Source organism: Nocardia arthritidis NBRC 100137, assembly GCF_001612765.1.
GTDB lineage: Bacteria > Actinomycetota > Actinomycetes > Mycobacteriales > Mycobacteriaceae > Nocardia > Nocardia arthritidis.
Genome location: NZ_BDBB01000007.1, coordinates 174,595 through 189,091, shown reverse-complemented (window position 1 = coordinate 189,091; position 14,497 = coordinate 174,595). Strand labels below are relative to the sequence as shown.

At 70.3% G+C, this 14,497-nt stretch carries 13 protein-coding genes; 7 read left to right on the top strand and 6 right to left on the bottom strand.

Annotated features, from left to right (window positions below; all coding sequences use genetic code 11):
• Positions 1 to 56 precede the first annotated feature (56 nt).
• On the bottom strand, positions 57 to 1,025 hold the full coding sequence (locus tag NA8_RS07575) for an Rv0361 family membrane protein (RefSeq protein WP_245663702.1): 969 nt from the start codon (positions 1,023 to 1,025) through the stop codon (positions 57 to 59).
• Between the two features lie 28 nt (positions 1,026 to 1,053).
• Between NA8_RS07575 and NA8_RS07570 the strand changes: the two genes are divergently transcribed.
• The 3 genes from NA8_RS07570 to NA8_RS07560 all read left to right on the top strand — a co-directional run bounded on the left by NA8_RS07570 (position 1,054) and on the right by NA8_RS07560 (position 4,524).
• Complete coding sequence (locus NA8_RS07570; RefSeq protein ID WP_084466588.1) at positions 1,054 to 2,712, top strand: hypothetical protein; 1,659 nt, start codon at positions 1,054 to 1,056, stop codon at positions 2,710 to 2,712.
• Between the two features lie 159 nt (positions 2,713 to 2,871).
• Positions 2,872 to 3,315, top strand: a complete 444-nt coding sequence (locus NA8_RS07565; protein ID WP_063049687.1) for a DUF3151 domain-containing protein — start codon at positions 2,872 to 2,874, stop codon at positions 3,313 to 3,315.
• 72 nt (positions 3,316 to 3,387) lie between these two features.
• Positions 3,388 to 4,524, top strand: coding sequence for an FUSC family protein (locus NA8_RS07560; RefSeq protein WP_174550056.1), 1,137 nt, complete (start codon positions 3,388 to 3,390; stop codon positions 4,522 to 4,524).
• A gap of 321 nt (positions 4,525 to 4,845) precedes the next feature.
• Here NA8_RS07560 and NA8_RS07555 read toward each other — a convergent pair whose 3' ends face one another.
• Together NA8_RS07555 and NA8_RS07550 are read right to left on the bottom strand one after the other, a co-directional pair.
• Positions 4,846 to 5,628, bottom strand: coding sequence for a site-2 protease family protein (locus NA8_RS07555; RefSeq protein WP_063049624.1), 783 nt, complete (start codon positions 5,626 to 5,628; stop codon positions 4,846 to 4,848).
• Positions 5,625 to 6,284 carry a hypothetical protein gene (locus NA8_RS07550; protein WP_245663701.1) on the bottom strand — a complete coding sequence of 220 codons (660 nt, stop codon included), beginning with the start codon at positions 6,282 to 6,284 and terminating at the stop codon, positions 5,625 to 5,627. Before NA8_RS07550 ends, NA8_RS07555 begins: the two co-directional genes overlap by 4 nt.
• Positions 6,285 to 6,566: 282 nt before the next feature.
• Here NA8_RS07550 and NA8_RS07545 point away from each other — a divergent pair, with 282 nt between their 5' ends.
• From NA8_RS07545 to NA8_RS07535, 3 genes are all read left to right on the top strand, one after another.
• Positions 6,567 to 7,856, top strand: coding sequence for an adenylosuccinate synthase (locus NA8_RS07545; RefSeq protein WP_063049622.1), 1,290 nt, complete (start codon positions 6,567 to 6,569; stop codon positions 7,854 to 7,856).
• Between the two features lie 116 nt (positions 7,857 to 7,972).
• Positions 7,973 to 10,579: a helix-turn-helix transcriptional regulator gene (locus NA8_RS07540; protein WP_063049621.1), complete on the top strand. Its 2,607-nt coding sequence runs from the start codon at positions 7,973 to 7,975 to the stop codon at positions 10,577 to 10,579.
• Positions 10,576 to 10,860, top strand: coding sequence for a hypothetical protein (locus tag NA8_RS07535; protein ID WP_063049620.1), 285 nt, complete (start codon positions 10,576 to 10,578; stop codon positions 10,858 to 10,860). Before NA8_RS07540 ends, NA8_RS07535 begins: the two co-directional genes overlap by 4 nt.
• 8 nt (positions 10,861 to 10,868) lie before the next feature.
• On the opposite strand, the gene NA8_RS07530 is transcribed toward NA8_RS07535, so the two are convergent.
• From NA8_RS07530 to NA8_RS07520, 3 genes are all read right to left on the bottom strand, one after another.
• Entirely contained in the window at positions 10,869 to 11,705 is an 837-nt protein-coding gene (locus NA8_RS07530) for an alpha/beta fold hydrolase (protein ID WP_063049619.1), read from the bottom strand.
• Between the two features lie 136 nt (positions 11,706 to 11,841).
• On the bottom strand, positions 11,842 to 12,480 hold the full coding sequence (locus NA8_RS07525; protein ID WP_245663700.1) for a methylated-DNA--[protein]-cysteine S-methyltransferase: 639 nt from the start codon (positions 12,478 to 12,480) through the stop codon (positions 11,842 to 11,844).
• A gap of 185 nt (positions 12,481 to 12,665) precedes the next feature.
• A complete protein-coding gene (locus NA8_RS07520; RefSeq protein WP_157106567.1) occupies positions 12,666 to 12,926 on the bottom strand; it encodes a hypothetical protein in 261 nt (86 codons plus the stop codon).
• Positions 12,927 to 12,956: 30 nt separating this feature from the next.
• Between NA8_RS07520 and yczR the strand changes: the two genes are divergently transcribed.
• Positions 12,957 to 14,462, top strand: coding sequence for a MocR-like transcription factor YczR (gene yczR / locus NA8_RS07515; protein ID WP_063049617.1), 1,506 nt, complete (start codon positions 12,957 to 12,959; stop codon positions 14,460 to 14,462).
• Positions 14,463 to 14,497: the final 35 nt, after the last annotated feature.

Sequence of the window (14,497 nt, the reverse complement as noted above, 5' to 3'; positions counted from 1 at the left end):
GTGTGTGACGCGTGCTACCGGCATCGATGCGTGTCGGCTATCACGCCGCCGAGTGGTTACTGGGTGCTGCCGGGCGGGTCGCAGACCTTCCATCCGTCGTCGGTGCGCTGCAGGTCGAAGGTGCGCGCGGACCGCTTCGCCGGGTCGGCTTCGGTGTACACCGTGGCCTGCGCGATGGCGGTGGCGTCGGTGATGCGGATGGCGTCGATGCTGTCCACCACCGGAATGTTCTTCCGCTCCATCGATAGCTTGTGCACACCGGCGAACTGGTCGCTCGGGATGCCCTGATAGAAGTCGTGCAGCGGACCGCACGTGGTGGAGCGAAGCGCCTCCAGGTCGCCGGTCTTCAGCGCCTCGGTGTAGCTGGTGATCGCGCTGCGCACCTGAGCCTCGGGGGAGTCGTCGCCGGACATCGTGACCAGCGACACGATCACCGCCACGAGTGCGACCACCAGCACGACCGCCCCGCCCGCGATGAGCAGCAAGCGGTTGTTCCGGGCGGGCTCGGAGGCGGACGCCCCGCCGCTTTGCGCGGCCGGGGGGATCCGCTGCGGCGGCGCGACGGGCCTGGTGTGCGGCGCGCGCGGGCCCGTCATCGACTGCGCGGGCACGGTCTGCTGGACGTCCGCGGGTGACGGGGCGGTCGCCACCTGTCGCGGCCTGCCCTGGGGGCGCTGCGGCGACGGGCGTGTCTCCTCGACTCCCGGGCCGTGCTGCGGCGGCGCGGACGGGCCGTGCGGGCCGGGCTGCTTCGGACCGGAGGCCGGGCGCGGCGTGCTCGGGGGCTTCGTGATGGGGACCGGCCCCGCCGGTGGCGCGACCACACGATCGGTCCCGGGCCTGCCGCCGTCGGCGGGGCGCTGGATGGGGAGCGCGACGGTTTTCGCGTCGTCTGCGCCGACCACCGGCATCGCCATCGTGACGTCATCCGAACCGGGCGGGTTCTTCTGATCACCCGATGTGGGCTCGTCGGCCTTCTGCGCGGCGGGAGCCGCCGGTCCGGCCGGAGGCTGCGGCCTGCGCATCACAACGGTCGCGCCTTCAGCTCCCTGCGTGATCGCCCCGGTCTTCGCCTCGGGGCCGGGCGGAGTGGAATCACTCGCCGCGGTCTCGGGCGACGTCCCCCGGCCGGGTTTCTCCGCGGCGGGCTGTCCGGATTCGGGCGCAGCTGTGCCCTGCTTCGATCGCGCCGCAGCGTCTTTCGATGACGACTCCCCGGCAGGGGCCGTGCCCGGCGCGGAACTCCGCGTCGTACCGGACGGCGTCTGGTCCCGTTTGATCACCACGGTGCGCGCTTCGGCCGACTGGTTCGGTGCGGAACCGGGCTTCGACGCGCCACCGGTCGCCGGTTGCTTCGGTGCGGCCGTCCGATCGATCGCGGCCGTCTCCGCTTCGGCGCCTTGCGCCGAGCTCGAGGCAGACGCGCCCGTACCGGAGCGCGCTGGTTCGCCGCCGTCCTTCGCCGGGGCGTTCGCGCGGCCGGGACCTGCCGGTCCGGAAGGCGCCGTGCCCTCGGTGCGTGGCGCGCTCGAAGTGGCCGACCCGGCGGCGGGCGGCGTGTTCCGGTTGCCGGATTGCGCGGTAGGCGGTTGCGGGGGGCGTTGGCCCGCAGGGGTGTTCGCCCGGCCGGGGCCCGCTGGTCCGGAGGGTGCTGTGCCGGGTGTGCCGGATGAGGACGGTGTGTTCTGGTTGCCCTGGACGGGCGGTCGCGAAGGTCGTTGGGCTGCCGGGGTGTTCTGGCCGCTGGACTGCGCGGTAGGCGCTTGCGCGGGGCGCTGGCCCGCTGGGGCGTTCGCCCGGCCGGGGCCTGCCGGTCCGGAAGGTCCCGCCGTGCCCTTGGTTCCGGGCGCGCCGGAAGCGGCCGAGTCGGCGGCGGGCTGGGTGTTCTGGCCGCTGGACTGTGCGACAGGTGGTTGCGATGGTCGTTGGCCTGCGGGGGACGTCGCGGAAGCAGGTGCGTTCGGTTTACCCGCGCCGGCCGGTGCCGCGCCGGGTGTGCTGCCCGCGGGCCTCGACGCTGAACTCGGGGACGGAGCCTTCGCCACGGCGGCGAGGCCGGAGGAAGGCGTGCCCTCGGCGCTCGCGCCACCGGGCTCGGGTGCGGTTGATCCGGCTGCCGGGGAGTTCGAGGGAGCAGGTCGGGCAGCAGAACTTGTTCGGTTGTCCGGTGTCGGGGGCTTCGCGCCGGCGGACGCTCCGGGCTGCTGTGTGGGGCCCGCGCTCGTCACGGGGCTGCCCGCCGGCGCGGAGGCGCCCGAACTCCTCGCGGAGGACGGTGAGTCGGTACTGGCCGCAGGGCCACTGGCCGGTTTACCACCCGGCGTGTTCGATGCGGGGGCGGGGCCGTTCGCCGGTTTCGCGCCCGCCGTGTTCGACGTCGCGCCGGTGTTCCTCGACGAGGCCGGACCGCTGGCCGGGTTGGCGGGTGCTTGTCTCGGGTCTCCTGCTCGCGGCGCGCTGGGCGCTGGACCGCGGTTGCCCGCGTCCGCACCAGACGCGGATCGGTCCGTGCCCGACGGCGAGGCATCGGGCCGCTGCCCCTTGGCGATGCGCTCGGTGGGCGCAGCCGATGCGTCCGGGTTACGTTCCGCGGCGGCACCGGGGCGTGCGTCGGCTCCGGCGGCGCCGGCCGGTTCGGCGCTGTCCCGCGCCGGATTCTTCTCGTCGTTCGGGTCGGACACGCACACCCCTCGTCAAAGCGGAACTGTTTGAACTCGACGGCCAGCCTAATGGTCGCGGCCCGACGAGGTCCGGCATCAGCCCACGTCCAGCGGAACGATGGCCGAGCCGACCGAGGTCCGTACTCGGACCTGCGCCTCACGGGCGAAGCCGCCTGTCGAGCAAACCGTCGTGCGGTGCACAATGAACCGCATGACCTCGTTCGGTGACCTGCTCGGACCGCAACCGGTACTGCTACCCGAAATCCCCGACGCCGAGGACGCGCTGCTCGACAACGCCGATCCGGTGCGGGTCGCGGCCGAGCACCCGGCCGCCTCGATCGCCTGGGCGTACCTCGCCGAGGCGGCGCTGACCCGTGGCGAAGCCCAGGACGAGGCGATCAATCATGACGTCGTCGCCGCGTACGCGTTCGCCCGCACCGGCTATCACCGCGGCCTGGACCTGCTGCGCCGCAACGGCTGGAAGGGCTTCGGTCCTGTGCCGTGGAGCCACGAGCCCAATCGGGGCTTCCTGCGCAGCGTCGGCGCGCTGGCCCGGGCCGCAAAGCTGATCGGCGAGACCGAGGAGTACGCGCGCTGCCTCGATCTGCTGGAAGACTGCGACCCTCGGGCGGCCGCGGAGCTCGGCCTCGACTGAGTCGTAGTGATCGGACTACCGCGTAGCGATTCGAGCAGGGGTGGCGGCCGGGCGAGGGGTGCGTTCGACCCGATGTCCCGGGTCGGCGTGGCCCGCGCGAACAGCATGGCGAGGCTGCGCACCTCCTGGTCGCGGCTGCGCCGGTCGGTGCTGCCGATCATCCAGTGTTCGGTGGGCGCCGCGCTGGCCTGGTTTCTCGCCCATCACGTGATCGGTCACGCACTGCCGTTCTTCGCGCCGACCGCCGCCGTGGTGTCGATGGGCATCTCCTTCGGCGCGCGGCTGCGCCGCTCGGTCGAACTGGTGGTCGGCGTCGCGGTCGGCATCGGCATCGGCGATCTGTTCATCTCCCGCGTCGGCACCGGCGTGTGGCAGATCGCGCTGGTGGTCGCGGTCGCCATGGCCGCCGCGGTGTTCCTGGACGGCGGCTCGGTCATCACCGTGCAGGCGGCCGGCTCCGCCGTGCTCGTCGCGACACTGCTCCCGCCCTCGGCGGGCGGCGGCCTCTCCCGCATGATCGACGCCTTGGTGGGCGGTCTGGTCGGGGTGTTGGTGGTCGCGGCGATCCCGCTGCACCCGGTGCGCAGAGCGCGGACGCTCGCCGCGGACATCCTCGCCGTGATGGGCAGATCGATCAGCAGTTGCGCCGACGGACTGCTCGAACAGGATCCGGAGAAGCTGCACCACGCGCTGTCGGCGATGCGCGCCACGCAGCCGCAGATCGACTCCTTGCGCGCCACCTTGGAAGGCGGCAGGGAGATCAGCCGGATCTCGCCGCTGTACTGGAACTCGCGTGACCGTCTCGAACGCATCAGGGCCACGGCGGACCCGCTGGACAACGCCATCCGCAATACCCGAGTCCTGTTGCGGCGCTCGCTGACCCTGGTGCGCGACGACGAAATCCTCGACCCCGGCTTGATCGACGAGGTGGAGCGCCTCGGCCAAGCCGTCGACGTGGTGCGCCGGATGATGCTGGCCGACCCCGGTGAGCAGCCCGACCGCGCCGAAGCGGCCCGGGTACTGCGCTCGGTCGCGAAGGGCGCGCGCCCGGAACTGGTAGCGGGTGCGGGGCTTTCGGCGCACGTCGTCTTCGCGCAGGTGCGTTCCACCCTGGTAGACCTGATGCAGGTGTGCGGCGTGCAGCGTATCTCGGCGATTGCCCTGCTGCCGCCGACGGTCAGGAATCCCTACGTGCGGCCCGAGGTGTGAACCCGTACTACTCAGCGGTATTCGGACATTCGTGCCGGGCACCGTGGTTCGTGCCCGGCGCGGCGCGCCGAAAGTTCGATCTTCGAGTAGTCCGCTACTCGCGTTCCGTGCGTTGTCCCGCCGTAGCTTTGCGATGTGACCGCGAGTCGAGGGGTATCGCGGTCGGCCGCTTCGCACGTGGACGAAAGGACCTCTCGGCCAAGGGGTGTGATGGCCGAGAGGCGGGGCGGATCGGAAGCGGGCGAAGAAGCGGGGCCGTCCGGCCGACCTGACCGGGCGGCCCTGTGCCGCACAGGCGCCGCAGGCCGGGCGCGCAGGCGATCAGGTCCAGAATCGGGTCAGGTAGCCGCCGTAGCGCGACCAATTCGACGGGACGCCGGACAGTTCGAACAGCGCGTACACCGCGTCGAAGAACACCTGGTTGATGGCGGGGGTGAACAGCAGCGCGAACAGGATCAGCATGCCGAACGGCTTGAACTGATCGAGCGAGCGTCTGGTCTGGTAGCTCAGCGACGGCTCGACGATGCCGTAGCCGTCCAGTCCGGGCAGCGGGATCAGGTTCAGCAGCGCCGCCGTGATCTGCAGGAACGCAAGGAAACTCACGCCGAACCAGAACGCGGGATGGCTGCTGGAGCTGCCCCAGATCCGGACGGCCACCAGGAGCAGCACCGCGCACAGCGCGTTCACGGCGGGCCCGGCGCCACTGATGATCCGCTGCGTGCGCGGCGCGACATTGTGCGTGTGCACGTAGACGGCGCCGCCCGGCAAGCCGATCCCGCCGAGCGCGATGAACACCATCGGCAGCACGATCGACAGCATGGGATGGCTGTACTTCAGTGGGTTGAGCGTCAGATAGCCGCGCAACTCGACCTCGCGGTCGCCCGCGCGCCAAGCGGTGTAGGCGTGCGCGAACTCGTGCAGGCACAGCGATACCACCCAGCCGGACACTACGAGGACGAAGACCCCGGCCTTGGCTCGGGTGGAGTCGAGGGCGGCGTCCCAGGCCAGCGCGCCGCCCACCGCGGTCGCAGCGATCACGAGCAGGAACACCGGGCTCGGCCGGACCGCGCGCGACCTGCGGCCGATCGGGAACTGGGCGTTCATCGCACCAGCAGCCAGGATTCGTGGTGGCGGTAGAAAGTCGAGCGCGGCACCGGGCGATCGGCGCGGACGCCGTCCCTGGTCACGATCGCGCCGGGCGTGCCGAGCTGCGCGGCCCGCCCCTCAACCCAGCTCCGCTTGCGGAAGCGTTTGCGCACGGTGGCCCGCACACCGGGCGGTTCGAGGCACGGCGAGACGAGCATGGCGGTTACCTGTCCGGAGAACAGCAGCGTGTCGTCGACATAGGCTTCGCCCTCCAGCTTCTCGCCGCCGATACCCGCGATCACCGCCCGGCCCACGAGCACCTTGCCGGTGTCGTCGCGAACCAGCGGCGTCTCGACCGCGCGGCCGTCGATGGCGCGTTTGGCGGCGGCGTTGCCGGTGCCGGTCTGGTAGGCACGGGAACCGTAGGTCTTCTCGACCGGCACGTATCCGATCTCCACGTGCAAGCGCTCGGTGCGCATCAGATGGGTGAGCACCGCGGCCAGCGCGGGGTCCTCACCCAGCACGATCAGGCGCGGGAGGCTGTCGGCGGCCAGTACGGGAAGCAGCTCATCGATCACCGCGGGATCGGGGACGGCGGCTGTCTGGGTGGTCGGCAGCGCCGCGAGGGCGATGGGTACGGGGGCGCCGTCGCAGCGGAGAACATGGGTACTCAAGCCGCCGTACACCCTCCTCGGTTCGAGCCGACACCGTCGGGCCCCTCGCCATCGCGGCCGAACCAAGCTGCGGCTCGCCCGTGCACGCCGCGCTTTCCGCTCGGCGTGCCGTGCAACCATAGCCCTGCCCGGCTGTGACCACACGGGTGTCGAGCCTACGACGAGATCCGCTTCGACGCCGCCGCGGACGGGTCGGCTAGACTGTGCTTCCGGCCACCGCCTCAGTACGGCAGGTAGCTGCAACACACCAGTGTTGCCTGTCGAACCGTAGGAGACACGACCATGCCGGCAATCGTCCTGATCGGCGCCCAGTGGGGCGACGAGGGGAAGGGCAAAGCAACCGATCTGCTCGGTGGTCGGGTGGACTGGGTGGTCCGGTACCAAGGTGGCAACAACGCCGGTCACACCGTGGTGTTGCCCAACGGTGACAACTTCGCGTTGCACCTCATCCCCTCCGGCATCCTCACCCCTGGCGTGACAAATGTCATCGGCAACGGCGTCGTCGTGGACCCCGGCGTGCTGCTCGACGAGCTGGCCGGGCTGGAAGAGCGCGGCGTGGACACCTCCGGCCTGTTGCTCTCGGCCGACGCGCATCTGATCATGCCGTATCACGTGGCCATCGATAAGGTCACCGAGCGCTTCCTCGGCAACAAGAAGATCGGCACCACCGGCCGCGGTATCGGCCCGTGTTACCAGGACAAGGTCGCCCGCGTCGGCGTGCGCGTCGCCGACGTGCTGGACGAGAAGATCCTCACCCAGAAGGTCGAGGCGGCGCTGGAGTTCAAGAACCAGGTGCTGGTCAAGATCTACAACCGCCGCGCGCTGGACCCGCAGCAGGTGGTCGACGAGGTGCTCGCGCAGGCCGAAAGCTTCGCCCACCGGATCGCCGACACGCGCCTGAAGCTGAACCTGGCGCTGGAGCGCGGTGAGACGGTGCTGCTGGAGGGCTCGCAGGGCACCCTGCTGGACGTCGACCACGGCACCTACCCGTACGTCACGTCGTCGAATCCGACCTCGGGCGGCGCGGCGGTCGGCGCGGGCATCGGCCCCAACAAGATCAACACGGTGCTCGGCATCCTGAAGTGCTACACCACGCGGGTCGGTTCCGGCCCTTTCCCGACCGAGCTGTTCGACGAGTTCGGCGCCTACCTGGCCAAGACCGGCGGCGAGGTCGGCGTCACCACCGGACGCGCCCGCCGCTGCGGTTGGTTCGACGCCGTGATCGCGCGCTACGCCACCCGGGTCAACGGCATCACCGACTACTTCCTCACCAAACTGGACGTTCTGTCCAGTCTGGAGACGGTGCCGATCTGCGTGGCCTACGAGGTCGACGGCGAGCGGGTCGAGCAGATGCCGACCACGCAGACCGAATTCCATCACGCGAAGCCCATTTTCGAGGAAATGCCCGGTTGGTGGGAGGATATCTCCGACGCGCGCACCTTCGAGGAGTTGCCCGCCAACGCCCAGGCGTACGTGTTGCGTTTGGAGGAGCTGTCCGGCGCCAGGATTTCCTGCATCGGCGTGGGTCCCGGGCGGGATCAAACCATCGTCCGGCACGACGTGCTCGGCTAGAACCTGTTCGAATTCCGCGTGGTCCAGCGGAAATTCGGCGAGATCACCAGAAATTCACCCCATCTATCGTGCTCGCCCGGCTTCGATCATGATCGGTGAAGAACTACAGTTAGAGCATGGCTCGGAACTGGCCGATGATCGAGCGCGAAAGCGAATTCGAGGCGATCCGCGCGGCGCTGACCGGTTCGGAGCACGTCGGTGTGGTGCTGACCGGCGACGCGGGTGTGGGCAAGACCACCCTGGCCAGGCATGCCACCTCCGCGATCGGCGGCAATGTTCGCTGGGTTGCGGGCACCGAATCGGCGCGCAGCATTCCCCTGGGGGTCTTCGCGCACATGGTCGGCGTCTACACGGCGCACGATCCGGTCACCTTCATGTCGGCGGCGCGCGAGGCGTTGCTCGCCGACGGGGACACCGTGATCGGCGTGGACGACGCGCATCTGCTCGATCAGCTCTCCGCCACCTTGTTGCTCCAGCTGGCCATCGACAAGGCCGCGCACATCGTGGTGACCGTGCGCAGCGGCGTCCCGGTGCCGGACGCGGTCACCTCGCTGTGGAAAGACGGCCACCTGACGCGCATCGACCTACGCCCGTTCACCCAGCGCCAGAGCGTGGAGCTGGTGGAGTCGATGCTCGGCGGGCAGCTCGAGGGCTTCACCGCCAATCTGATGTGGGAGTCCTCCGCCGGAAACGCGTTGTTCCTGCGGCATTTGGTCGAGGGAGCGTTGGAGGCCGGCACGCTGCGTCAGGTCAACGGGGTGTGGCAGTTGCGCGGCCGCGCCGCGGTGACCTCGGAGCTGGCCGCGCTGCTGGAGGATCGGGTGGAGCAACTGCCCGAGCCGGTACTGCGGGTGCTGGAACTGCTGACCTTCTGTGAGCCGATCGATCTGGACGTCCTCGCCGAATTGGCGGGCGAGGACGCGGTGGAAGCCGCCGAAACCCGCGGGGTGATCCGGGTCGTGGAGAATCCCCGGGATCTGATCGTCCGCTACAACCACCCGCTGTTCGGCGAGGTGATCCGGCGCAGGCTGGGCATCGCCTCGGCGCGGCGGCTGCGCGGCAGGTTGTATTCGTCGCTGAAGGAGCGCCGGATCAATTCCGCCGCCGACCGTATCCGGCTGGCCGAATTGGCGCTGGACAGTGACAAATCCGCGGATCTGGAATTGTTCGAGGCGGCCGCTGCCGACGCCATCGGATTGGCGAATCTGCCGCTGGGCGAGCGCTTCGCCCGCGCCGCGGTGGAGCGGCGCGGCGGCGTGGAGGCCGCCGACTTGCTGGCGCGGGCCCTGCTCTGGCAGGGACACCGGATCGAGGCCGAGCGCACCCTGGCCAGCTTCGACCCCGACCAGCTCGACGAGGTGCAGCTGGCACGCTGGGGCAGCACCCGGGTGGCGAACCTGTTGTGGGCCATGGGCGATGCCGATCGGGCCGACGAGGTGCTGACGTTGGTGCGCGGAAAGGTGCGGCATCCGAAGATCGCGGCCATCTTCACCGGTCTGGCGTCCGCGAGCCTGGTCAACGAGAACCGGGTCGACGACGCGATCGCCGAGGCGGAAACGGTGATGTCCGCCGATGGCGCACCGCCGTGGGCGGTGTGGTGGGCGTCGTTCGGCGGCGGCCTGGCACTGGCGTTGATGGGCAAGGGGGAGGCGGCCAGGCAGTACGCGGCCCGCGGGCACGAGGTCGAAGAGCACATCGACGGGCTCAACCGCTTCATGTCCACGCACGCCGAGGTGCTCGCCCTGACCTTCACCGGCGATCTGGAGGCCGCGCGACGCCGCGCCGGTGCGTTCGTCGGCTACTCCTCGCCGGGCCAGTACCTGGCCTGGGGCATGTCGAAGATCCTGCAGGGCACCGTCGATGTGGCGCAGGGCAAGTTCCTGGACGGTATCGAGAATCTGGAGCAGGCGCTGGCCGCACTGGCCGCAGAGGGCGCGGCCGCCTGGATGTTTCCCGCGAGAATCCGTCTGGCGGAGGCGTACTCGGCGCTCGGGCGCGCCGGCGAGGCCGCCGAGTCGATCGCGCACGCCACCGCACGGGGCGGCAGGCACAGCGCGGTGTACGAACCGCAGCTGGAAGTGGCCCGCGCTTGGCTGGCCGCCGCCGAAGGAACCATGACCCCGGCCATCCGGATCGCGGTGGGCGCCGCCGACGCGGCCGCGCGCTCACATCAGCACGCGATCGAGGCCATGGCCCTGCATGCCGCGGCCCGCTTCGGCGACCATTCGGTGTCCGGGCGACTGGCGGAGCTGGCCGTCCGGGTGGAAGGGCGGCTGGTGCAGACGCAGGCGCGGCACGCGGTGGCGCTCGCCGCCCACGACGGACCCGGGCTGGACGCGGCGGCAGCCGAATTCGAGCGCCTCGGCGTGCTGCTGTCGGCCGCCGACGCCGCTGCGCAGGCCGCGTCGGCACACGAGCGATCCGGGGATCGGCGCAGGTTGCTGGAGTCCGCCGCCACGGCCAACCGGATCGCCGCCGCTTGCGGCGGAGCGAGCACCCCGGCGTTGCGGCAGGCCGCGCAGCCCTTGCCGTTGACGGCGCGGGAACGCGAGATCGCGAACCTCGTCGCCGCGGGCCTGTCCAACCGGCAGATCGCCGACCGGCTCACAGTCTCGGTGCGGACCGTGGAGGGCCACCTCTACCGGGCCTGCATCAAGATGGACGTCACCGACCGCGAGTCGCTCGGAGCGTTGATGCGCGGCGAGTCCGGGAGCGGAGGATGACCTCGCGAGCGGTCGCGGTGATCTGCGCGACGGCGGCCGGAATGGTCCTGGTCGCCGGGTGTTCGGACGGGCAGCCGCGACCGGTCACCAGTTCGGTGCGTCCCTCGGCGACGGTCGCGCCGAAGACCGAGACGTCTCAGGAACGCAACGCCCGGATTCGGCAGAAGCTGATCGAGCTCGGCTGCTCGACGAACAGCTGCATTCAGACATACTTCGGCTGCGCGGACGGCTACATCACCGGGGATGCCTGCGACTTCTTCCGTGCGCACCCCATCGACTGAGCCGCCCGCTACTCGGCGTGCTGCTCGACGCCGGTGAGGAACGAACCGGCGACGGGGGCGAGTAGCTTGATGTCCGGGTTGTGGCTGAGCCGGGGAATCTCCTGGAATACGGCGTCGGGAAGTACCGCGGCTATGGCGCGGGCTCCCTTGCGGAGCAACGCGTTGCTCTTGCCGCCTGCAATGACCAGGGTGGGAACGCCGACCCGGGACCAGTCCTCGGTCCGCAGCGGCTCACCGCGCATGAACTCGCGCATCACCGCCCAGTCGTGCGCGGTGGACGGTGCGGTGGCGCGCAGGCCCTTCCAGAAGGGGGTGAGGCGCATGGCCGCCACCATGACACGCGGCATTCCCATAGCCTTGGTCATGTAGAACCGCACGGTGTCCCCGCGTCGGTCGGCGGCGATCAGTTCGCGCAGGCGCATTTCCAGGTCGGCCTGCGGCACGAACCCCTCGCGGTCGACCACGAAAGGCGGCTCGAATGCGACAACCTTTGTGAGGCCCTTCACCCGACCGGACTCGGCGGCTCGTAGCGCGAGCGTGGCGCCCGAGGACCAGCCGAACAACGCCGCCGTACCACCCGCCGCCTCGACCAACGCGGCGATGTCATCGATCTCCCGGTCGACCTCGTAGACGCCGGGCGAGTCCGTGCTGTCGCCGCGGCCACGTCGGTCATAGTTGATCACGGTCAGGCGGTGCTGCTCGGCGAGTGCCGCGGCCAACTGGACCATCTTGGGGAATCTGCGGAAACCGAAGGCGCCGCCGATCAGGATCACGACGCCGTTGTCGCCGCCGACGTGCCGGTCGAACGCGATCACGGTGCCGTCGGCCGAGGTCGCAGTCTCCATGGTTTGCTCACTTTCATTCCCTGCGGGGCGAGTTCCGTCGATGCTTCGCTCATACGGACGAAGCGAGTTCCACGAATTCATCGGAGCGTGGGATCCGCGGGACTTCGAGCGGCTGGAACAGCGGCGGCTGGGTTGCTCAGAACAACGTGGGTTCGCCGAATCCTGGTGTGCGCTCGATGGTCAGCAGGCGCTGCTTGGTGTCGATGCCGCCGGGGGCGGAGAAGCCGTGCAGGGCGTGGTCGGCGGCGAGTACGCGGTGGCACGGGATGATCAGGGGAATCGGGTTGCGGCCCAATGCCTGCCCGACCGCCTGGGCGCCGCCGGGCGCGCCGACGCGGTCGGCGACCTGGCCGTAGCTGAGGGTGCGACCGGGGTCGATGGCGCGCGTGACGGCGTAGACGGCGCGGTGGAACTCCGGAATCCCGCTGGTGTCCACCGCGATCCAACGCAGGTCGTCGAGTTCGCCCGCGAGGTGGGCGCGGATACCCGCGATGGCCTCGGCCATCGCGCCGGTGGGTGGCTCTTCGTGAAGCTTCTCGCCCGCGTGCGCGCGGGTGATGCGCGCCCGGGTGGCCGCCGGGCTCGCTTCCGGGAGCTGGAATCGGATCACGCCCGCGCCGCTCCACGCGATCGCGCAGCAGCCGATCGCGGTGTCGAACAGCGCCGCCGCGGCTCGGTGGGCCGGGGCGGGACGGACCGGGATCCGGGGCTCTGTGGCCGAACCGATGGCCTCGGCCGCCGCACGATCGGCGGCGAGGCTCATGGCGTCACTCATGAGCCAAGTCTGCACCGTGGGTCCGACAAATAGGCAATCAGCAGTCCAGTTATTCAGAACTGGCCTTTGCAGTGTCGTAGCCGAGTCGGGTGCGGGCGGTGAAGAGATCTCGGCAGGACGCGGGTGGCTGCCGCACTGGCCTGGTGCAGACGCCATGGCTTTTCGTAGCGCTGGGTCCGCGAGGATTACGCGCCGCTGGACAAGCCTGGATCCGGCGCATCCCCTCGGCCGTGTATCGCGGCGAGATCAGAGTATCGCCGCTGGTAATCGTAGTGTGAAGGGGTGTGGTCGGATATCGGCATGCCCGGATGGAAACGTTCGAGACGGAAGGCGCGCTCGTCGCGTTTCGGCGCGAAGCGGTGGATCAGGTAGCCGGACAGGGCGACCAGGAACAGCAGGGCGAGGGCGGTCATGTCCGCCAGCGTGCGCGCTACTGGCCTTGCCAAGGAATATCCAATCAGTCGATACTGGACCGCATGGCGACGAGAGTGATCGGCGCGGGCAGCCTGGCCCGCGATCTGGGCCGTTGGCGGCACGCGCACGACGGTGATCCGGATGCGGCCGGGCGGCGCTCCACTCGCCCGGCCTACCTGGCCCTCGCCGAAGGCATCCGGCTGCTGATCCACGACGGTCGCGCACCGCTGGGTGTCGCCTTGCCCAGCGAACGCGATCTCGCCGCCACCCTCGGGGTCAGCCGCACCACCATCACCTCCACCTACGCGCTGCTGCGCGAGCACGGCTACCTGATCAGCCGCCAGGGCTCGCGCAGCACGGTGGCCCTGCCCCGGGACGTGCAGCACGACGGCGTCAAACCGGCCAGGAGCATCCTGGCGATGATGGCCTCGCCCGAGCTGCCCACCATCGACATGACCTATGCCGCGATGGCCGCCCCGCTGGAGATGCAGGACGCGTATTCCGCTGCTCTGGAGGGCATTCCGGCCTATCTCGGCACGCACGGCATGGACCCGGTCGGCGTGCTCGCGCTGCGGGAGGCGATCGCCCGCCGCTACACCGCGCGCGGGCTGCCGACCGAGCCCGACCAGATCCTGGTCACCCTCGGCGCCCAGCACGGTCTGCGCCTGTTGCTGAACGTGCTCACGGCGCCCGCCGCCCGCGTGCTCATCGATCACCCGACCTATCCGAACGCCATCGAGGCGATCCGCGACGTCGGCGCCCGGCCGGTGCCGGTGCCGCTGCGGCCGGAGGACCCGGCGGGCGGCTGGGATCTCGACGGAATTCGCAGTGCCGCCCGGCAGACCGCGGCGAGCCTGGCCTACCTGGTGCCGGACTACAACAACCCGACCGGCCTGCTGCTCGACACCGACGGGCGCGCCGAACTGGCCGCCATCGCCAGGGATACCAGGATGACCGTCGTGATCGACGAATCCATGGCGGATCTCGGCCTCGGCGCGGACATTCCGCCGCCGCCGGTCGCCGCCTTCGCCAAAGGTTCCGAGATCATCACCATCGGCTCGGCCTCGAAATCGTTCTGGGGCGGTCTGCGGGTCGGCTGGATACGGACCAATCAGACGCTGATCACCAAGCTCCTCGGCATCCGCTCCACCGTCGACCTCGGTACCCCCGTCATGGACCAGCTGGCCACCGTGCACCTGCTCGAGCACGCGGACGTGATTCTCGACCGCCGCCGCGACCAGTTGCGTTCGCAGCGTGCCGCTCTGCTCGACACGCTCGCCGAGGAATTGCCGGACTGGCGCGTCACCGTCGGCGCGGGCGGCATGTCGGTGTGGGCGCAACTGCCGACCTCGGTCTCCACCGCGCTCGCCGCCACGGCGCCCAACCACGGCGTATTGCTCGCGGCCGGGCCGCGATTCGGCGTACAGGGCGCGTTCGAACGGTTTCTGCGGCTGCCGTTCACCCACCGGGAGCCCGAATTGCGGTTGGCGGTCAAAGCCATCGCGTCCGCCTATGCCGCGCTGACGCCCCGTGCCGCGGACCCGCTGACGCCGTTGACCTGCTACTGAGGAGATTTCGCTGTGCTGGTCCTGAGGGGGGAGCC

Bases quoted from the DNA above. Each gene is read 5' to 3' on its own strand.
- NA8_RS07575 (WP_245663702.1), bottom strand. From the start codon at position 1,025: ATGCGCAGGCCGCAGCCTCCGGCCGGACCGGCGGCTCCCGCCGCGCAG.
- yczR (WP_063049617.1), top strand. From the start codon at position 12,957: ATGGCGACGAGAGTGATCGGCGCGGGCAGCCTGGCCCGCGATCTGGGC.
- NA8_RS07540 (WP_063049621.1), top strand. From the start codon at position 7,973: ATGGCTCGGAACTGGCCGATGATCGAGCGCGAAAGCGAATTCGAGGCG.
- NA8_RS07555 (WP_063049624.1), bottom strand. From the start codon at position 5,628: ATGAACGCCCAGTTCCCGATCGGCCGCAGGTCGCGCGCGGTCCGGCCG.
- NA8_RS07565 (WP_063049687.1), top strand. From the start codon at position 2,872: ATGACCTCGTTCGGTGACCTGCTCGGACCGCAACCGGTACTGCTACCC.
- NA8_RS07560 (WP_174550056.1), top strand. From the start codon at position 3,388: ATGTCCCGGGTCGGCGTGGCCCGCGCGAACAGCATGGCGAGGCTGCGC.
- NA8_RS07530 (WP_063049619.1), bottom strand. From the start codon at position 11,705: ATGGAGACTGCGACCTCGGCCGACGGCACCGTGATCGCGTTCGACCGG.
- NA8_RS07535 (WP_063049620.1), top strand. From the start codon at position 10,576: ATGACCTCGCGAGCGGTCGCGGTGATCTGCGCGACGGCGGCCGGAATG.
- NA8_RS07545 (WP_063049622.1), top strand. From the start codon at position 6,567: ATGCCGGCAATCGTCCTGATCGGCGCCCAGTGGGGCGACGAGGGGAAG.
- NA8_RS07525 (WP_245663700.1), bottom strand. From the start codon at position 12,480: ATGAGTGACGCCATGAGCCTCGCCGCCGATCGTGCGGCGGCCGAGGCC.